19 protein-coding genes are annotated in these 20,509 nt (G+C 38.6%); 13 read left to right on the top strand and 6 right to left on the bottom strand.

What is annotated here, in order from left to right; all coding sequences use genetic code 11:
- Positions 1–171 precede the first annotated feature (171 nt).
- Positions 172–1,323 (top strand): hypothetical protein, encoded by a 1,152-nt coding sequence (locus tag MM239_RS14480; RefSeq protein ID WP_241348968.1) that lies wholly within the window; start codon positions 172–174, stop codon positions 1,321–1,323.
- 49 nt (positions 1,324–1,372) lie between these two features.
- Positions 1,373–1,492: a DUF6625 family protein gene (locus tag MM239_RS21220; protein WP_394801511.1), complete on the top strand. Its 120-nt coding sequence runs from the start codon at positions 1,373–1,375 to the stop codon at positions 1,490–1,492.
- Positions 1,493–1,615: 123 nt separating this feature from the next.
- On the opposite strand, the gene MM239_RS14485 is transcribed toward MM239_RS21220, so the two are convergent.
- On the bottom strand, positions 1,616–2,332 hold the full coding sequence (locus MM239_RS14485; RefSeq protein ID WP_241348969.1) for an RDD family protein: 717 nt from the start codon (positions 2,330–2,332) through the stop codon (positions 1,616–1,618).
- A 33-nt stretch (positions 2,333–2,365) separates the two neighbouring features.
- Here MM239_RS14485 and MM239_RS14490 point away from each other — a divergent pair, with 33 nt between their 5' ends.
- Genes MM239_RS14490 through MM239_RS14515 form a run of 6 tightly spaced genes read left to right on the top strand, consistent with a single transcriptional unit; the run spans position 2,366 to position 8,429 of the window.
- Entirely contained in the window at positions 2,366–3,355 is a 990-nt protein-coding gene (locus MM239_RS14490) for a stage II sporulation protein M (protein WP_241348970.1), read from the top strand.
- The gene (locus MM239_RS14495) at positions 3,321–4,166 is read left to right on the top strand and encodes a hypothetical protein (RefSeq protein WP_241348971.1); all 846 of its coding nucleotides are present in this window, start codon (positions 3,321–3,323) and stop codon (positions 4,164–4,166) included. The genes MM239_RS14490 and MM239_RS14495 overlap by 35 nt, the downstream gene beginning before the upstream one ends.
- Position 4,167: 1 nt before the next feature.
- Positions 4,168–4,893: a DUF4129 domain-containing protein gene (locus tag MM239_RS14500; protein ID WP_241348972.1), complete on the top strand. Its 726-nt coding sequence runs from the start codon at positions 4,168–4,170 to the stop codon at positions 4,891–4,893.
- Positions 4,890–6,104, top strand: coding sequence for a DUF4350 domain-containing protein (locus tag MM239_RS14505; RefSeq protein WP_241348973.1), 1,215 nt, complete (start codon positions 4,890–4,892; stop codon positions 6,102–6,104). The genes MM239_RS14500 and MM239_RS14505 overlap by 4 nt, the downstream gene beginning before the upstream one ends.
- Positions 6,091–7,092 (top strand): AAA family ATPase, encoded by a 1,002-nt coding sequence (locus MM239_RS14510; RefSeq protein WP_241348974.1) that lies wholly within the window; start codon positions 6,091–6,093, stop codon positions 7,090–7,092. The genes MM239_RS14505 and MM239_RS14510 overlap by 14 nt, the downstream gene beginning before the upstream one ends.
- Positions 7,092–8,429 (top strand): DUF58 domain-containing protein, encoded by a 1,338-nt coding sequence (locus MM239_RS14515; RefSeq protein WP_241348975.1) that lies wholly within the window; start codon positions 7,092–7,094, stop codon positions 8,427–8,429. Before MM239_RS14510 ends, MM239_RS14515 begins: the two co-directional genes overlap by 1 nt.
- A gap of 59 nt (positions 8,430–8,488) precedes the next feature.
- On the opposite strand, the gene rodA is transcribed toward MM239_RS14515, so the two are convergent.
- Genes rodA through MM239_RS14540 form a run of 5 tightly spaced genes read right to left on the bottom strand, consistent with a single transcriptional unit; the run spans position 8,489 to position 13,948 of the window.
- Complete coding sequence (gene rodA, locus MM239_RS14520) at positions 8,489–9,763, bottom strand: rod shape-determining protein RodA (RefSeq protein WP_241348976.1); 1,275 nt, start codon at positions 9,761–9,763, stop codon at positions 8,489–8,491.
- A gap of 2 nt (positions 9,764–9,765) precedes the next feature.
- Positions 9,766–11,565, bottom strand: a complete 1,800-nt coding sequence (gene mrdA, locus MM239_RS14525; protein WP_241348977.1) for a penicillin-binding protein 2 — start codon at positions 11,563–11,565, stop codon at positions 9,766–9,768.
- Entirely contained in the window at positions 11,565–12,086 is a 522-nt protein-coding gene (locus MM239_RS14530; protein WP_241348978.1) for a rod shape-determining protein MreD, read from the bottom strand. The genes mrdA and MM239_RS14530 overlap by 1 nt, the downstream gene beginning before the upstream one ends.
- Positions 12,076–12,912 (bottom strand): rod shape-determining protein MreC, encoded by an 837-nt coding sequence (mreC, locus tag MM239_RS14535; protein ID WP_241348979.1) that lies wholly within the window; start codon positions 12,910–12,912, stop codon positions 12,076–12,078. Before mreC ends, MM239_RS14530 begins: the two co-directional genes overlap by 11 nt.
- A gap of 7 nt (positions 12,913–12,919) precedes the next feature.
- On the bottom strand, positions 12,920–13,948 hold the full coding sequence (locus MM239_RS14540; protein ID WP_241295231.1) for a rod shape-determining protein: 1,029 nt from the start codon (positions 13,946–13,948) through the stop codon (positions 12,920–12,922).
- Positions 13,949–14,368: 420 nt separating this feature from the next.
- On the opposite strand from MM239_RS14540, the gene MM239_RS14545 reads away from it, so the two are divergent.
- From MM239_RS14545 to MM239_RS14565, 5 genes are all read left to right on the top strand, one after another.
- Positions 14,369–14,839, top strand: coding sequence for a ribosome maturation factor RimP (locus tag MM239_RS14545; RefSeq protein WP_241348980.1), 471 nt, complete (start codon positions 14,369–14,371; stop codon positions 14,837–14,839).
- 5 nt (positions 14,840–14,844) lie between these two features.
- Positions 14,845–16,092: a transcription termination factor NusA gene (gene nusA, locus MM239_RS14550; protein WP_241348981.1), complete on the top strand. Its 1,248-nt coding sequence runs from the start codon at positions 14,845–14,847 to the stop codon at positions 16,090–16,092.
- Positions 16,093–16,159: 67 nt separating this feature from the next.
- The gene (infB, locus tag MM239_RS14555; protein WP_241348982.1) at positions 16,160–19,192 is read left to right on the top strand and encodes a translation initiation factor IF-2; all 3,033 of its coding nucleotides are present in this window, start codon (positions 16,160–16,162) and stop codon (positions 19,190–19,192) included.
- Between the two features lie 157 nt (positions 19,193–19,349).
- Complete coding sequence (locus tag MM239_RS14560; RefSeq protein WP_241348983.1) at positions 19,350–19,532, top strand: hypothetical protein; 183 nt, start codon at positions 19,350–19,352, stop codon at positions 19,530–19,532.
- A 124-nt stretch (positions 19,533–19,656) separates the two neighbouring features.
- Entirely contained in the window at positions 19,657–20,196 is a 540-nt protein-coding gene (locus MM239_RS14565; RefSeq protein WP_241348984.1) for a hypothetical protein, read from the top strand.
- Positions 20,197–20,509: the final 313 nt, after the last annotated feature.

Genomic DNA, 20,509 nt, shown 5'->3' on the forward strand with positions numbered 1-20,509 from the left:
ATGATTTAGTCTACAAAACTCGGGAAGTTGAAAGACCAGGTAGAAAGCTACCCAGGCTCAAAAAGCCAAAAAAACCTCATTATATGAATTATAAACCAATTTAATCCTTAACTAAACGACATTGAATCAAAATTATTTTTTTTAAATTGTAAAAAATACTCCGATATAACTATGTTTTTAATATCAAAAAGAATACTATCTAGTGTCGTTCTAAATATTTTTTTTATCACCTTTCCTTTCTATGCACATTCCCAATATAAGTTAGAAAAAACAGAAGAATTTACAATCAATTCTCTATACCCTATTGAAATCCTTGACTACTATCCCAAAACTCGACTCTATTTAGGATATCTAAGAACTCCTGATGGTCTTAAAGTATGCCTTGTTAATCACGAGGGCAAAATAATTGTTCAAAAAGTGTTGGTTGGAGAAGGGCCTAATCAGATATCAACTGCAAGTAACAGTATGGCATTTTCGAAGGAAGGGGAAATTTGGGTACAGTCCCCCACTGAAATTGTCTTGTTTGATCAAAAGCTAGATATTAAAGCTAGAACAAAGTACCAGCCGGGGACTAATGTTCAAATATACGGAAGGATGGAATATTTTGAATATTATTATTCTCAAAATACTTCTTCAAGTTTAATTTTTTCTACTATTCCTAGTGGTACCAGTAGATATTTGGATGGTAGGAATTTTATAACAAGTCATTTGATTGAATTTCTTGATCTTAAAAGAGGAAAGTTGTTTGAATTAGCCTCAGTTTCCGAAAGAAATAATTTTGAACGACTTGATAAATCTATTGGCTCAATTTATTTTCCGATATATAAAATAGATAAATCAAATAATAAACTTTTTTTGACTACTTCATTAGATGATGAAATTACAATTTATGATTTAAATTCCCACAAATTGGAGCTTAGATTAAAAATTCAACATGGTGAATTTAAATTGCTCAATAGTGAGCGTATTTCATTATCAAGTTTACCCTCCTATAAAGGAAGGATCAGCTTAAGCTCAAGAAACCATAATATTTTTCTTCTGGATGGAGGAAAAATAGTTTTGGATTATATAAGAGAAATTCCCTTCGGCATCTATCAGAAAAAGATTGCTGAAAACCCCACTTACCATCATTTTCAAGATCCAAACTATCATAGACTTATAGTGTTTGATGGTACTAAACAAGTGAGTGGAGATATTGAGCTTCCAGTAAATGGTAAATTAATGACCGCCTTGCGGGGGAATCGGCTTTTGTTTCAAATAGTAGATCCAGAAGTGGAAGAGGATTTTATTCGCTACGCAACATACGAAGTTGTAAAAAAATAACTTTCAAATAAACTGATTATAATGGCTGATCAAAAAAGGAATCCTATTAATCACCTGCTTCTTTGGGGAATTTCCTTGGTACTTCCCCCTGTTTTTAAAATCCTGCAGATTTAATCCTTCTATTGATTTTCAAATTTATTCCCTTTTGAGCAAGCGAATGCAGAGCTGAAAAACCTTCACCCTAAATTAGTGAATCATACAATTTTCGAAAACACAGGGCATAATATTCATTATGAAAAGCCAAAACAATTTCTTGAGACTGTCTTAAGTTTTCTGAGCTCGCTTAAATGAGTTACCCCTTTTGCGTATAGTAATTGTAATCATTGATGACTCTCTCTAGGAAGCTCATGTTTTTCTCCTCGGGTTCTACTTGCATCATTGAGGCTGTTTTTTTAGCAAGCTTGTCGATAAGGTCAAAGTCTCCACTTCTCAATGCTTCGAATTTGATTTGCTTGATGTTTTGTATCTGTCTATCTGTAAGAGACATTACTTGGGGATATTTTGGTACATAATCCTCAGCTACTTCTTGAAGTAAAGTATGCCTAAGACCTATTGGGGATTGTTCCGAAATCACTGTAGTACCAGCAGCCAAATCACCAATTCTCTGTCCTTTGCCAGAGATAAGTATCCATAAAATCGCCAATCCTCCAGATGTGAAAGTAATATCGATCAATCTTGTCAGCCATCGGATGAAATAATTGCTCATCGCTGGTTTCGACCCATCCAGTTTTACTACTCGGATTTTCAGAGCCATTTTACCTGGAGATTGTCCATTCATGAAAATCTCAAAAAGTAGGTGATACAGTAATACAGGTAGTGATAGTAAAGTGTAAAGTGACCACAAATAATCCATGCTCTGAACACTTCCCGCTACGGCAAAGATCGCAAAAATGATATAAAAGAAAATAATCAAACTATCAATCAGGTACGCCCCAATTCGGGTGCCTACATTAGCAGCATTTTGACTTATACTAATATTTTGGGCAGTCTTGATTTGAAATTCTTTCATTTATTGTTTTCTTTGATGAAATTGAAGTTATAAATGCGGGAAGCAACTTTTATAAAACGAAATAAAGATAAATGGACCAAGTTTGAAAGTGTTCTAAGTAACAATCTCAAATATACTCCAGCAGAATTAGGAGATTTGTATATCGAAGTTACAGATGACCTTAGCTATGCACAGACATTTTATGCCGACAGCAATACGCATATCTATTTGAACCAGCTTGCTTCCAAAGCCCACCAAAAGATCTACAAAACTAAGAAAGAATCCCAAGGTAGGTTTAGGAAATTTTATTTGGAAGAATTTCCTGAGATGTTCTATCAATATTTGCCTCAGCTGGCCGTAGCCTTTGGGACTTTTATGCTATTCACGTTGGTTGGAGTCAATTCAGCTGCTACAGATGGAGCGTTTGTAAGGAGCATTCTAGGTGATAGTTATGTCAATATGACCTTGGAGAATATTTCCAAAGGAGACCCTATGGCAGTATATAAGGACATGAACAAAGTTGACATGTTTTTAGGGATCACTGTGAACAATATCAGGGTAGCATTGACAGCATTCTCTCTTGGTGTATTGCTGAGTGTTGGGACATTGTTTGTATTGATGAGGAATGCTATCATGCTAGGTTCATTTCAATACTTCTTTTATGATCAAGGTCTACTTTGGGAATCTGCTAGGACAATTTGGATTCATGGGACGATTGAGATTTCGGTGATTATCATAGCAGGATGCGCTGGAATTGTCCTAGGCAACAGTATATTATTTCCAGGTACTTACAGCCGATTGGTTTCTTTCCAGAAAGGTGCAAAAGCAGGATTGAAGATTCTCATCAGCACCATACCTTTCTTTATCATCGCTGGATTTTTGGAAGGTTTTATCACTAGAATTACAGATTTTCCCGATATCTTTAACATAGCGATCATCACATCTTCGCTGTTTTTAATCATTTACTATTACGTTATATTACCTATCAAGCTGCACAAAAAACTAACTCATGATAAACGGACACATTCAATTCAAGAAGCGTAGAGAACTAGGTGAAATCCTTTCAGACACTTTTTCTTTTACACGTCAAAACTATAAGCCTTTGATTGCAGTCTTGATCAAGACGTCTTTAATTCCCTATATTTTGGTCGTGCTGGCTTCAGTATATTATCAATATGTAGTAGCTGATCTTGCAATGTTGCAGTCTACTAATTTCGGGATTGGAATTGGAGCTATGGGGATTGCTTCTTTGATATTTTTCGCAACATCATCTTCAACAGTCTTTAGCTTTATCAAAGAATATGAGGCTTGCAAAGGGGTTGATCTTGATCATAACTATATTTTGGACGAAGCAAAGAGTAATTTTGGCAATATGATAGGCTTGGCATTACTTGCTTATTTGATGTTGATTTTTGGGTTGGTTTTTTTTGTTATACCAGGGATTTATTTTATGGTACCAATAGCAATGTTTTTCCCAGTGGTTTTATTTAGAGAAATGAGTATTTTCAGTTCAGTAGGAGAAAGTTTTCGATTGATAAAAGGTTACTGGTGGGTAACTTTTGGTACATTGATAGTGACCGTTGTTGTGATTGGAATCATGTCTTTTGCTTTTTCAGTTCCTTCTCTAGTATATACAATGGTCAAATCTATGGTGTCCATATCACAATCAGGGGACTTATCTACCGTAGGGCAATCACAGGATTTTATTGCTATACTCTTGAATGCTATAGCTTCTGCTGGTAGTAATTTGCTTTCCGTAGTTTTGTTGATAGCGCTAGGGTTTATCTATTTTGACTTGGATGAAGAGAAAAATAGAACTGGACTTAGGCAGAAAATTGATGAGCTAGATGCTTAATATGTACAAATACTTCTTTACTTTTTCACTATTGATGATTTCTTGCTGCATTTATGCATTTCAAGAGGAATCAACAACCTCTACTGGCTCTGAAACGATTTTGGCGCCAGTTGACTTTGGAGATGCCTATATCGACCGCTATAGTGCTGACCCAGATTTTCTGTATATTGAAGAGTCACTTGAAGAGTCTTGGATTGACAGACTGCAAAAGAAGTTTTTTCAATTAGTAGACAGATTTTTTTATTGGTTGATTGGAGATAGGGAGTTCGGGAAAGTAGCACAGTTTTTAATGCAATCTTTGCCTTACTTGGCTGTTTTCATTCTTTTGATCATACTGGTCTGGGCTGTGATGAAATATGATGATGAGGGTTCTGATAGAAAAATTGAAGGCTTTGCTGTAGCGGAAAGTGAGAATTTAGAGGTATTGGCACAAGAAGACATCAATAGTTTGATTGGATCGGCCATCGCGGTTGGAGACTACAGGTTGGCTGTTCGATACTCTTATTTATCTGTTTTGAAATCCATGATGGATAAGTCTCTGATCGATTGGGGAATACAAAAAACCAACCATGATTACATGAAAGAGCTGCCAAGTGGGAGTCTTAAGGCCAGCTTTGCAGCTGTGACTAGAATCTACGATTATATATGGTATGGAGGGTTTGATGTAGATAAAGAAGACTTTGAACGTGTGAATGCTGTCTTTGGAGAGTTAAAAAAGGAGCTATGAGACGAAAAAAGTTTAAAATACTCATAGGTGTACTTGTGTCTCTGATTCTGTTGCTTTTGTTCTTACAGACCCAGAGCAGACAGGGTACGAGCTGGCTAGAGAGCTATGATAAATCAGACAGTTCTCCTTATGGTGGTCGTGTGTTTCATGATTTACTTATGAATATTGACCCTGATCGACCAGTAGAGGAAATCGACCTATCTACTTATGAGTGGTTGAGGAGGAGTCCTGAAGATGGAGCACTTTTGGTTTTTAACCTTAACTTTTCTGTTGACAAAGAGACACAAGAGAGGCTTTTGAACTGGGTGAGCCAAGGGAATACAGCTTTCATTTCTGCTAGGGCGATTAGGCGGGAGCTCTTAGATACACTTGGTGTAAAGAGGCATTTGATATTCGCTGCGAATGACCTAAGAGGAGAGGCTATTTTAAGCCTGAAAAATAAAAGCCTTCTAAATCAGGATGAAATCCTTTTCAACCAGTCTTCTAACTTAGAATATTTCACCTTTAGCGATTCATTAGATATCAAGGTGTTGGGAAAAAACAAGTATAAAGCGTCAGAAAATGAATCTCAACCTAATTTTATTCAGGTAGATTTTGGGGAGGGAAAGTTTATATTACATACTTTTCCTTTAGCATTTTCGAACTACTTCCTATTAGATAAAGAAAGAAAAAGATACACTGAAGGCATATTGGCCTATTTCCCTCAAAAAGGAAAATTATATTATGACAATTATAACAAAATAGGTAGGAGAGTATATGATTCACCACTTTATCTTTTCCTTTCAAATAGGTATTTAAAAATGGCTTACTATGTTTTTTTAGTTGCGGTTGGCTTATGGGTAGTGTTCGAAGGAAGAAGGAAACAGAGAGTCATCCCTGTGGTTGTGCCTCTGGAAAACCAAACGGTGGCTTTTGCAGAGACAATTTCAGGGATGTATTTGGAAAAAAAAGCCTATTCAGAGAATATAAACCAACAAGTCTTGCTGTTCAATGAGTATTGTCGTAATCAGTATCGAGTAGATATTCAAGTGATAGATGAGGAGACAGTCACAAAGCTATCATCTCGTTCTGGGTGTCCAATTGGAGAAACAGAGGAATTGTTTGATATGATCAATCAGTTGTTGAAGCAAACTTCTCATAATGAAAGCCAGGTTTTGAAATTGAATAAGAAAATCCACGAATTTAAAAGTTATAATCATGGAAGAAAATGATACTATTCCCACAGGTGGGATGGAATTTGAAAGTAGGTTGCCACTGCAGGAGCTTTGTGAATCAGTAGCTCGGATCAAAGCCGAAATCAACAAAGTAATCGTAGGGCAAGAAGAGATGATTGACTTGCTCGTGATTGGACTCTTGTCAAAAGGTCATATATTGATCGAAGGAGTACCAGGTATTGCTAAGACTATTTCTGCCAAGCTTTTTGCTAAGACTATTAAAGTTGATTTCAGCAGGATACAATTTACACCTGATTTGATGCCAAGTGATGTACTTGGTACTTCAATTTTGAATATGCAGCAAGGGGTATTTGAGTTTAAGAGAGGTCCCATTTTCTCAAATATGATATTGATAGATGAGATCAACCGAGCTCCTGCAAAGACCCAATCGGCACTGTTTGAGGTGATGGAAGAGCGTCAAGTTACCATTGATGGAAAGCGATATGAGATGGATGCACCATTTATGGTTTTGGCTACGCAGAATCCTGTCGAGCAAGAAGGTACTTACAACCTTCCGGAGGCACAATTAGACCGATTTTTATTTAAGATTAAGTTGGATTATCCTAATCTTGAGGAGGAGTTTGATATTCTTCAGCGCCAGCATATGAGAAAGTCTGAAGAAGCACTGGAGCAGGTAGTTGGCATATTAAGCCCCGCTGATGTGGTTTCTTTTCAGGCGATTTCCTCATCCGTGAGTGTAGAAGAGAAAATTCTAAGGTATATCTCACAAGTAGTTGTGAAGACCAGGAATCATCCTAGCCTGTACCTTGGCGCCTCACCTCGAGCAAGCTTGGCGGTGATGCATGCTTCCAAAGCGATGGCTGCGGTCAATGGTAGGGATTTTGTCACGCCAGAGGATGTAAAGCGGGTAATTGTACCAGCACTACGCCATAGGATCATCCTAAATCCTGATCGAGAGATGGAAGGATTGACGACTGATACGGTGATAGAAGGGATCATCCAATCCGTAGAAATTCCAAGGTGATGATAAAGCGATTTTTTATACAGTTTTTTTTAGGGAAAAGGCTTTATGCTGCATTGGTGGCTATCTGCTTGACTTTTCTGGTGTCTTATTGGTTTACGGCATTGTTTACACTGGGTGTGATTTTGTTGTATACACTAGGTTTTTTCTTTCTTTTAGATACTGTTTTTCTATTTAGACAAGGTAATGGGCTGGTTGCTAATAGGCTACTTCCAGAGAGGTTTTCAAATTCAGACGCCAATCAAGTGTTGATTTCGCTTGAAAACAAGTATAGGTTTGCTGTGAAAGTCACCTTAATAGATGAAGTTCCAGCCCAGTTTCAGATGCGAGATTTTGAGATTTTTGATCAGTTGGAAGCCAAGGAAAAGAAAGAGGTCTTTTATACATTGACCCCATTGGAGCGAGGTGAGTATATTTTTGGTGATCTTCATGTATTTGTATTAAGTAGAATTGGTCTGGTGAAGAGGAGGTTTAGTTTTCAAAAAGGGCAAATGGTCAAGGTTTACCCCTCATTTATTCAAATGCAACAATTTGATTTTCTGGCGACTAATATCCGACGGTTTGATTATGGCTTTAAAAAAATCAGGAGAATCGGCCACACGATGGAGTTTGAGCAGATCAAAAATTACATCCCCGGAGATGATATCAGATCCATCAACTGGAAAGCAACTGCCAAATCAGCTGACTTGATGGTCAATCAGTTCCAAGATGAAAAGTCTCAACCTATTTATTCTATCATAGATATGGGTAGGGTCATGCAAATGCCATTTAATGGGCTCAGTCTATTAGACTATGCGATCAATAGTTGCCTAGCATTCTCCAACGTGGCTATCAAAAAGGGAGACAAAGCTGGTGTAATTACATTTTCGCATCGCATGCAAAAGTCTATGCAAGCAAGTAGTCGGAAATCTCACCTTTTAGGGATTTTGGAGATGTTGTATGGCTTGGATACTGATTTTCTAGATACAGATTTTGGCTTGCTTTATAACTGGCTGAAGCGAAAAGTAAGTCAAAGAAGTATGTTGCTGATATTCACAAATTTTGAGCATCAGACAGCCCTTCAGCGGCAATTGCCCTACCTCAAGGCAATTGCAAGACAGCATTTGCTCGTGGTGGTTATGTTCGAAAACACACTTCTAGAGAGCCTAACTGAGCAAGTGCCAGACAAGATTTCAGAAGTTTACAAGCAGACAGTAGCGGAGAAATTCATGTATGACAAGCGACTTATGGCTAAGGAGCTCAATCGCCACGGCATTCAAACTATCTTGACCAAGCCTTCCGAACTCAGCATCAATACGATCAACAAGTATTTGGAGTTGAAGGCCAGGGGGTTGATTTAGTAAGGATGGTATTTTTAAAGCTAACAGCTTGAAGTAAACAAAATTTCAGTGCTCAACAACTAGCTCATTCTACCCAAAAGCTGAATCCTATGAGAGTCCAGTTTGATAAAGATAAATAGGAGAATAGTGAAAGACCACAAAGAAGAGCCTCCATAGCTGAAGAATGGAAGTGGGATACCAATCACAGGAAACAGCCCAATGGTCATTGCGATATTGATCGTAAAGTGAAACATCAGAATAGACACTACACAGTATCCATATACTCGAGAGAACCTATTCTTCTGTCGCTCTGCCAGCATGATTAGCCTGATCAGCAAAGCACAAAAGAGGAATATCACCACCAGGCTACCGATCCAGCCAAACTCTTCACCCAGAGTGCAAAAGATGAAATCAGTATGTTGCTCTGGTACAAAGTCAAATTTTGTTTGGGTTCCTTCCAGGTAACCCTTGCCCAAGAAACCACCAGAGCCTATGGCGATCTTGGATTGAGTCACATTCCAGCCTACACCTAGCGGGTCAAGATCTGGGTTGAAAAGCACCATAATCCTGTTCTGGTGATGCTGAGGAAGCTTTGATACCACGTAGTCTAAGCTATAGCTGTAAGCAATCGCAAGAAGACCAATCAGGGAAAGTGAAATGATTCTTCCCACTGATTTTTTCCCTAGGAGTATGATTATAATGATCACCAATACTATTCCAGCCACCAAGTAAAGGTTGTTTTCTATTCCTAATGCGAGGAGAGAAACAGCTACCATTGTCAAAGCAAGTGCGTAGTACTTTTGGGGCATCCCCTCCCTATACAGCATGATGAAAAATGCCGAATAGATCATCGCACTTCCATAGTCAGGTTGAAGACATATCAGGATCACAGGAATCATGATGATAAGTAAAACCTGCATTTGGTATTTTGGTTGGCTCAAATCGACACTTGGTCTTTCCATGTATTTGGCCAAAGTAAGTGCTGTTGCAAATTTGGCAAATTCCGCAGGTTGTATTCTGAAATTTCCAAAACCAATCGATAGGATTTGACCATTCACTTCTTTTCCTACATAGGGTGTGATAAGTATGAGGAAAAGAAATAGCCCATAGAGTATCAAGGATAGGTTTTCAAATAGCCTGTAATCTGCCACCATGATCAATGTAATTAGCAATACAGCTGTTCCAATCCATACCAACTGTTTTCCTGAATTGATCGAAAAATCAAAAATGCTCTTGGCTGCTTGCTCGTCATACACGGCAGCATAAATGTTGATCCAACCTATGCAGACCAATGCCCCATAGATAAAAATGGTAAGCCAATCAATCTTATTAATATATAAATCGTCCTGTCTCAATATTACATGAATTTTCCAGCTAGAACATATTCTTCCAAGGCAGGTCTGGTAACTTCACCTCTGATATATCTTTCTATCAACAAGCTCGCGGTACTTGCCGCAGCTCTACCTCCCCATCCAGCATTTTCCACATACACAGCAATTGCGATTTTTGGATCATCTTTAGGAGCGAAGGCTACAAATACAGAGTGATCTTCCCCATGCGGGTTTTGTGCGGTTCCAGTTTTTCCTGCTATCTGAATGTCGGGTATGGCTGCTCTTGCTGCTGTTCCAAATATAGCTTCCGCCATTGCGTCTTGGATCAAGTCAAAATGATGAGCATCTACTCCGACATCTTTTCGTGTACGGAACTCTGGTTTGATTCTGTCAGGATCACCATCTATGGCCTTTATCAAGTGTGGAGGGTAATAATACCCTTTATTTGCGAAAATTGCAGCCAAATTGGCCATTTGAATGGGTGTGACCATCATCTCACCCTGACCTATGGATAGGGAATAAATGGTGGAATATTTCCATCGACCTTCTCCGTAGACCCTGTCATAGTAAGTTGAAGAAGGTATGCTTCCCGATTTTTCATTGTAAATATCTACTCCCAAACTACTTCCTAATCCAAATGCAAGCACTTTTTCTCTCCATTGATCCAAACCAATTTTGGTGTCTTTGAAAGTGTTGGAAGATGCTTCCCTATTGATCATAGCCCGGTAGGCCTGATGATAATATGGATTACATGAGTTTCTTATTGCACCAAAGAGGTTCACTGGGCTGGCATGATTGTGACATGCTACCAAAGACCTATTGCATGCATAAGTAGTATTTGGTGTCAATATGCCCATTTGAAGACCAATCAGCGACTGAACTATCTTGAAAATCGACCCTGGGGGATAAGTAGCCATGATTGGCCTATTGTATAGGGGTAGTTTTTCATCTTTATTCAAAGCGGAGTAATTGGTCCCAAACTTAGATCCTGTAAGTAAATTTGGGTCATAAGTTGGAGCTGATATCATGGCAAGGATTTCTCCTGTTTTTGGTTCAATGGCTACCACAGTGCCAACTTTACCAGTCATGAGCATTTCTCCATATCTTTGTAACTCCAAGTCAATCGTAGACGTAAGGTTGATTCCTGCGACTGAAGTGGTGTCGTATTCACCATTCTTAAATGATCCTTTATCTACACCTCTTACATTGACCATTTTGTATTTGACACCTTTGACACCTCGAAGTTCCTTTTCATAAAAGCCTTCAAGTCCAGCTAATCCCACAAAGTCCCCCTGTCTATAATATTTTACTGTATCTCTTTCCAGTTGTCTTGCACTAATTTCTCCAATATATCCAAGAGCATTGGCTGCTACTGGCTGTGGGTATGATCTTACTGACCTTGTAGTTACAAAAAGACCAGGGTAGTCGATCAAGTAGTCTTGAATTTTCGCAAATTCAGTAGTGGAAATTTGCTTGATCAATGGGGAAGGCTTTACAGATGAGTATTTCCTTGCTGCTGTATAGCTTTCTATGAGGTGCTCTTTGGTGATGTTGAAAATCTCACAGAACCGGGTGGTGTCTTTTACAGAGAACTCCTTTGGAATGATCATCAAGTCGAACAAGGGGTTGTTATAAACCAATATTTTCCCTGTACGATCATATATCAATCCTCGGTAAGGATGATCCACAAGCCTTTGCACAGCATTTCTTTCAGCTCTCTTGAGAAAGCTGTCATCTGCTACTTGAATCAAGAATAATTTTGTCAATAAAATAACACCGACCAATGATATTACAATGATCAGTACGATGGGCCTTTTGTCGTTCATTATATGCCTCTCCTTCTCCTGTAAAATAACAGTTGAACAATTATACTCATTACAAATACAAAAATAGTACTTGCTATGATCTTTTGAACGACAGGAAAGAATAAATCAGTACCTAAATTTTCTATAAAAAAGAAAACTAAATTGTAAATCAGTAATAAAGGCAAACTGTAAGTAGAAAACCAACCAAAGCCAACATTGAGTAAAGTAGGTCTCATGTTGTCATCGTAGCCTCCAGTAGGTGTCAGTATTTTGATCCATGGACTTCGTAAAAATGCTATCACGAGCATAGATGCAGTATGAATTCCGATAGTGTCATAGAACAAGTCAACAAACAATCCAAGTACAAACCCTATAAATAAGCTTGGAATAGTCTTGGTCTCTATAGGTAACAAAAGCAAAAACAAAACATGTAGAAAACAGAAGGCGGTACCAAAAAGGACAAGATTCTTAAGGACAATGATTTGCACCAGTGAAAATAAGATAAAACTTGCGGTCAATATAAATGCCCTGCTACTGTTCATTTTTGATTCCGGAAATACTGTATAATGAGTCTAATTCTGCTTCTACGGTGTTTTCTACTAAGTACACATATGAAATTTTAGTAAAATCGGTAGCCAATTCTACAGTTATATCAAGATAGTTGGTGTCAGAGCCTTGTTTTACTTCTGAAATCACTCCCACCTGGATGCCTTCAGGGAAGACTGCATTGTATCCAGAAGTCACGATGTTGTCACCTTCGGCAACTTTAACGTGCCTTGGCACATAAAGCATTTTTGCAAACCGTGGACTTACACCGTCCCATTTGATTGAGCCAAATACTTCTGAAGAATCTACTTTGGAAGAAACTAGCAATTCAGTATGTAATAAGGAGATTACAGTAGCAAAATTGGTAGATACACCTTTGACTCTACCTACAACGCCTTCACCATTGAATACACCCATACCTGGTTTGATACCATGTCTAGATCCTTTATTGATCGTGAGATGATTTTGACTTAGCCTAATCGAGTTGTTTATAACCTTGGCCCCTTTGAAATCAAAGTTTGCAGCCAAGGTGCTGTCTACAAAAACATATGCACTATCTGCTGGTTTCCTTCGGATTTCAAGCTCTGTGAGAAGCTCCGCATTGGTATCAAGCAAACGAGCATTGACATCAGCCAAAGAAAAGTACTCGGACACATTTTTCTGAGCAGTCAATACTTTGCCACTAAATTTGTTGGAGCTGTTGAAAAATGCAGAACCTTGCTGTGAATTGTAGGAGACAATCAACCATATGGCGATTGCCTCCAGAAATACAAATAAAAGAAATGCCCTTAAACTATATAAGAATAATAAAATGCGCTGCATTCAGTCATTAAGTCATCAAAACGGTTCTGAAATTGGAAATATTTTTCAAGGCGGTTCCTGTTCCTCTTACTACTGCCCTTAATGGGTCTTCAGCAATATGAATTGGCAGCTTGGTTTTTTGATGTAATCTTTTGTCAAGACCTTTGAGCAATGCACCACCACCAGTGAGGTGAATACCATTGTCATAGATATCAGCAGACAACTCTGGAGGGGCGATCTCAAGCGCTTTGAGTACTGCTTCTTCGATTTTGGATACAGATTTATCAAGTGCAAATGCGATTTCAGAATAGGAAACTTTTATCACCTTCGGTATACCTGTCATCAGGTCTCTACCTCGGATTTCATAGTCTTCAGGTGCATCATCCAATTCTGTAAGTGCTGATCCAATGGCTATTTTGACCTTTTCCGCAGACCGTTCACCTATCAGGAGGTTATGTTGCCTTCTCATGTAGTCCAAGATGTCTTTGGTAAATGTATCACCTGCTACCCTTATAGATTGGTCAGCTACTATACCTGATAGGGCAATTAGTGCGATTTCAGTGGTGCCACCTCCGATATCTACGATCATCGAGCCCATTGGCTTCTCAATATCAATCCCAATACCAATGGCGGCAGCTATTGGCTCATATACCATATAGACTTCCTTTGCACCAGCATGCTCTGCAGAATCCCTTACAGCTCTCTTTTCCACCTCGGTAATGCCTGAAGGAATACAGATTACCATGCGGTGAGACTGAGGGAACATGCCTTTCTTGTGACCTGGAATCATTTTGATCAATCCTCTGATCATTTGCTCAGCAGCATAGAAGTCCGCAATCACCCCGTCTTTCAGGGGCCTGATTGTTTTGATGTTTTCATGCGTCTTTTCGTGCATGTTCATCGCATCCTTACCTACCGCCAACACCCTGTTGGTCGTCCTATCTATAGCAATGATAGACGGCTCGTCTACGACGATCTTATCTTTATGTATGATTAGCGTATTTGCGGTACCTAAATCTATAGCAATATCACTGGAGAAAAAATCGAATAATCCCATTATTTGATTGATTGAATTTTATATTGTGAATTTGTTTAAAGTTAGCACCCCTGGTGCATAACATGAAACGTGGGACAGCAAAATTATTATCTTAATTGCAATTTCTTATCAATAACTTGATTTTTTTTAAAACATTGTTGCAGCATGCCTATTAGTTGGGATGAGTGCGGTTTTTTTGAGGGCAAAACTTTGTTTTGTAACAAGCAATTAATAAGTTAGGTGTTTTTTAAACAAAATAAGCAATGTAATTGATTAGTAGATGTCATTCGTAGTGAGATTTTTTGAAAAATGTATCAATCTAAGTCCTAGTAAATAGACACTCTTTTTTTTATGGAATTTTTTTTATTAACTTTGTGACGTATTAGCCGAATATTTGGAGGGGACGACAGTCCCCTCTTTCATTATGGTAAGCACTAAAATATGAGCATAAAACAAACCATAGAGGAGATTGTCGAAAAGCATCTGCCAGATGAAAAACATTTCATCGTAGATGTTCAAGTGATAGAAGGGAAGGGAAAACCTCAAGTCAAGATTCTTCTCGATGCTGATCAAGGTATACAGATAGATACTTGTGCTTTTGTTAGCAGGCAAGTGGGAGAAGAGATAGAGGCTAAAGAGCTGCTTGATGCAGCTTATGTGCTAGAAGTATCCTCTCCAGGGGTAGATTTTCCACTTAGCTCACGTAGACAATATCAAAAAAATATTGGAAGAAACTTAAAAGTTACTTTCACAGACGGTAGTGAAGCCGAAGGAGAGCTACTCGCCGTAGAACCCACGACGATCAAGTTGAACGTCAAAAAGAAAGAAAAAGGAAAGAAAGCCACAACAGAAGAAGTGGAAATTCCTTTGGAAGAAATCAAAAAATCAATTGTACTAGTCTCTTTTAAGTAAAAAAAATGGATGCTAAAGTTCTTATAGAGTCATTTGCAGAATTTGCAAGGTCAAAAAACGTGGATCGTCCTACCATGATCCGTATTCTGGAAGATGTGTTTAGAGCGATGATTCGCAAGAAATATGAGACCGATGAAAACTTTGACGTAACGATCAATGCGGACAAAGGTGATCTCGAAATCTTAAGAATCAGAGAGATTGTAGACGACAATTCAGAGGATATTTGGGATTTTGACAAAATCAGCTTGACAGATGCTCGTAAGATAGAACCTGACTTTGAAGTTGGAGAAGAGGTCTATGAAAAGATTGAATTGATTGAGTTTGGAAGAAGAGCGGTAATGATGGCTAGACAGACTTTGATTCAAAAAATCAAAGATTTGGAGAAAGACTTGCTTTTCAATCAATATGAAGAGTTGGTTGGAGAGATTATCGCTGCTGAAGTATACCAGATCTTAGGTAGAGAAGTGCTCCTAATGGACGGTGAGGGTAATGAGCTCATCCTTCCTAAAGGAGAGCAGATACCTAAGGATAGGTTTAGAAAAGGAGATACAGTAAGGTCTATCGTCCACAAAGTGGAAATGGTAAACGGTAATCCAAGAATTATCCTTTCACGTACATCTCCAATTTTCTTGGAGAGGCTATTTGAAAATGAAGTGCCAGAGGTTTACGATGGCTTGATTACCATCAAGAAAATCGTTAGAGAGCCAGGAGAAAGGGCTAAGGTCGCAGTAGAGTCTTATGACGACAGAATAGATCCAGTAGGTGCTTGTGTTGGGATGAAAGGAAGTAGAATTCATGCCGTAGTGCGTGAGTTACAGAATGAGAATATTGATGTTATCAATTATACGGACAACTTAGAGCTTTACGTATCAAGGGCACTAAGTCCAGCCAAAGTAACTTCCATCAGTGCTGATCACGACCGTAAGAGGCTTTCAGTGTTTTTGAAACCAGACCAAGTATCTATGGCTATTGGTAAAGGTGGTTTCAATATTCGACTTGCAAGTAGATTGGTAGGATATGAAATCGATGTATTCAGAGAGCTGAACGATATCGAAGATGAAGAAGATGTAGTATTAGATGAGTTCGTGGATGAAATCGATGGATGGATCATCGATGAATTGAAAAAAACAGGCTTAGATACTGCCAAAAGCGTACTTTCTTTAACCAAAGATGACCTTTTGAGAAGGACTGAGCTTGAAGAAGAGACCATTGATGAGATCTTCAAAATTTTAAAACAAGAGTTTGAACAATAAATAAAGACCTAAATACCCAAATATAGGTCTTATATTTGCCAAAGAATTAGAAATAGGTTTTTAGCGTATGTCAGAAGAAAGAATGATGAGACTTGGCCAAGTTGCCAGAAAACTCAATGTAGGTATTTCTACATTGGTGGATTCTATGGCAAAAAAGGGCTTTGAAGTCGAAAATAATCCAAATTCCAAAATCAACATAGATCAATTCAACATGTTGGCTAAGGAATTCAAATCCTCTGCCCAAGAAAAGGAAGAGGCTTCTCATCTATCGATAGGTAAAAGACACCATGAGACTTTTACGATCGAGGCTGAGTCGGAGGCTCGTGAAGAGCCCAAGGCGGAGCCTGCCAAAAAGGTAGAGCCAATAAAAGAGGAGAAAAAAGAAGTAGCACCACAGCCTGCAAAGCCAGAGCCTGCTGCTACAAAAGTGGAAGAAGAGCCAAAGCAATCAGTTGAAGCTCCAAAACTTCCAGGTATTAAGGTTTTGGGGAAAATTGACCTGAACCCTAAGAAGGAGGTCAAGCCTGAGCCTGTAAAGAAAGAAGAGCCAGCTCCTAAGCCAGTGGCAAAGGAAGTGACGGAAAAACCTATCTCCACAGAGAAAGTTGAAGAAAAAGTAGAAAACAAACCTCAGGCTGTGAAGCCTCAGCATCAAGACAACGCTAAATCACAAAAACCTGCTTCTACTCCTACTTCGACTGACACAAATACGCCAAAAGATAGGCCAAAGCCAAAACAAGATTTTCAAAAGCCGAATCCTAATCCGCAGCTAAAGCCTCAGTCTCCACCACAGGTGAAGGCAGAAGTTAAGCCGCAAGATAAGGTAGAGAAACTTGATAAGCCTGCTCCAGAAGTAAGTCAGTTAATTGAAGCAAAAGCTGATTCTTTGAAAGGTCTTACTGTATTGGGTAAAATCGAGCTCCCTGTAGACAGGGCTAAGAAAAAAGGTAAGCCTGTAGCTTCTTCTGACGAGAGAAATAAGGACAAGAAGAAAAGAGTTCGTAAAAGGATAGATAAAAATCCTCAAGGTCAGCCAAACAAACCTGGTCAGCCTCAAAGTGCAGGTCCAGGAGGACAGCCAAGACAAGGCGGCCAAGGTGGTGGTCAGGGCGGTCAAGGAGGAGGTAACAATCCTCGTGATAGAAGAAATCAGAACAATAGAGGTGGTAAAGGTGCTCCTCAACAAAATAGGGTTCAAAAAGCAGAGCCTACCCAAAAGGAAATCCAAGATCAGATCAAACAAACCCTTGCAAGATTGCAAGGTGGAGGGAAATCTGGAGGAAAAGGAAAGAACAGAAGGGATAAGAAAGCTGAAAGAAATAGAGAGTTTGAAGATGGTTTAGAAGATGGCAAGATATTAAAAGTAACAGAGTTTATCTCTGCTAATGACCTTGCGTCACTAATGGATGTATCTGTGAATCAGGTGATTTCAACTTGTATGTCATTGGGTATGTTTGTGTCTATCAATCAAAGGCTTGACGCTGAGGCAATCACTATCATTGCAGATGAATTTGACTATGAGGTAGAGTTCACCAAGCCTGATGAGGAAGAGAACACTATCGAAGAGGTAGATAGCCCAGATGATCTATTGGATAGAGCACCTATCGTTACGATCATGGGGCACGTCGATCACGGTAAGACGTCTTTGCTTGATTATATCAGAAAATCAAAAATCACAGGCGATGAGGCAGGTGGTATCACACAGCACATCGGTGCTTATGATGTAACTACTACCAATGGAGATAAAATTGCGTTTTTGGATACACCAGGTCACGAAGCCTTTACGGCTATGAGGGCTAGGGGTGCCAAAATCACTGACGTAGCAATCATTGTGGTAGCTGCTGATGATGACATCATGCCACAGACCAAAGAAGCGATCAATCACGCTCAAGTAGCTGGTGTACCGATGATTTTCGCTATCAATAAGATCGATAAACCGAATGCTAATCCTAACAAAATCAAGGAGCAGCTAGCGAATATGAACCTTTTGGTGGAAGAATGGGGTGGTAAATACCAGTCTCAAGATATCTCTGCCAAAGTAGGAACTGGTATTGACGAATTACTCGAAAAGGTATTGCTTGAAGCTGAAGTACTAGAGCTTAAAGCTAATCCTAGCAAAAATGCTGTAGGTACAGTAGTAGAAGCATCTTTGGATAAAGGGCGTGGATATGTAGCTACTGTTATGGTACAAGCAGGTACCTTGAGGGTTGGTGATGTGATGCTTGCTGGTCAGCATTATGGTAAAGTAAAAGCCATGACTGATCACAAAGGCAAAAGGCTGAAAGAAGCTGGGCCTTCTACTCCAGTACAGGTACTCGGTCTTGCTGGTGCACCTCAAGCTGGTGATACCTTCAAGGTATTTGACTCTGAAAGAGAAGCTAGAGAAATCGCTAACTCAAGAGAACAAATACTTCGTGAGCAAAGCATGCGAACCAAGAAGCATATTACCTTGGATGAAATCGGTCGTCGTTTGGCAATCGGTAGCTTTAAAGAGCTTAACATCATCATCAAAGGTGATGTGGATGGATCTGTGGAAGCACTTTCCGATTCCTTATTGAAATTGTCGAAAGATGAGGTGTCTGTCAATATCATCCATAAGGGTGTAGGTCAGATCTCTGAGTCAGATGTGCTTTTGGCATCTGCTTCTGATGCGATCATTTTAGGCTTCCAAGTTCGACCTTCTACCAATGCAAAGAGACTTGCAGAACAAGAAGAAATCGAGATCAGACATTACTCTATCATCTATGATGCGATCAATCAGATCAAAGATGCTATCGAGGGTATGCTTGAGCCAGAGTTTGAAGAAGTCATCACTGGTAATATTCAGGTGAGGGAAGTATTCAAAATCTCTAAAGTAGGTACTGTAGCAGGTTCTTATGTGACGGATGGATATATCACACGTAAGAATAAAATCAGAGTTATCAGAGATGGTATCGTTATACATGATGGAGAGATCGATCAGTTGAAGCGATTCAAGGATGATGTAGCAGAAGTGAAGGCAGGATATGAGTGTGGTATTTCTATCAAGAAGTTCAACGATATCTTGATAGACGATACGATCGAAGGCTACATGATGCAAGAAATCAAGAGAAAGAAATAAACATAAATTGAAAAATATAAAAAAGGAACTTTCATTCGGAAGTTCCTTTTTTACTTTTGGCCTAGTTTGTCAAGCCAATCTTCTATTAAAAAAAAGTTTGTTTATTTGACTGGTGAAAAGACTGGCTGATTAAGTAAATTGATAATGGATTAAATTTATGATAGAATCAATAAAGATAATTCTCCAAGTGCTTGCTATGTACAGTGGTGCATCTCTGATGTTGGGGCTGTATAAGCCGGTATTTGTGCTTTGGTTCATGGATAGATTCAATCGGATGAAGGTGATTAAGGTGTATGGTTTGGCTTTGGTGATATTGATCTTGGTTATTTTACTTTTTTAGAATTGGGAGTTTTTTCTTAAGACCATTCTATATTCTATTTTTTTCAAAAGAATTTAACTTAATATATAGAGTAATTGATTTTCAAAAAATGTTTATTACATTTAGAAACCAAAAATGCCTAAAATTGAGAAAAGTAATTGCCATATTTTTATTGTGCGTATTTTCGCTGTACCACTTTGGGTACTATGGATTTTATTATTCATTTAATCGTTCTCTAGAAGCTCATTGGGGGGATAAAATTTTTGATACAAATGTAGAGAATGAGGCGATCCTTGAAGTTCCCATATCGGTTCCTTATATGGCTGATCAAGCTGATTTTCAAGCTACCAATACGAAATTTGAAAAAGATGGTAAATATTACCGAGCCATCAAGCAAAGATATCAAAATGATACCCTGCAGATCGTGTATGTCCCTGATACTGCAAAGCAAAAGCTTGACACAGTAGTCAAGCAATGGGTAACTTCATTGATAACTGATGAAGTGCCGGCGGAAAATGGAAATTCCACCTTGTCGAAATTATTTGTTAAGGATTTTACACAGCCTGAGTATGCGTATACATTCAGTGCTGGGTTAGATGATATCACGATTCTCATAGGTTACATTTTTTCAACTGATTATCAGATTTACATCAGTAATATCACTCCTCCTCCTGAGTTAGCTTGATTTTTCTGTCATTCAATTTGACTAATTTTATTTAGGATGATTATTATGAAGTGAATTGGTTTTTATGGATATCTATGTTTACTCAAAGGGGTTTGTTGGGCATGGATTGAAACAAAATACTATACCTATTATAGCGTCCTGTTTAATACTGAAGCATTCAATTCATTTAATTTCTATCTGATTTTCCGATTCGGCGGATAATTGTAATTAGGAGTATTGGCATTGATTGCAGTTAAATATTGAAGACAAAAAATTAGGGTCAGCTGAAAAAATCCGGATTTTCCTGAGTTTATTACAAGCTATTAAAATAGCA

It is taken from the genome of Belliella filtrata (assembly GCF_022549775.1).
Classification (GTDB): domain Bacteria; phylum Bacteroidota; class Bacteroidia; order Cytophagales; family Cyclobacteriaceae; genus Belliella; species Belliella filtrata.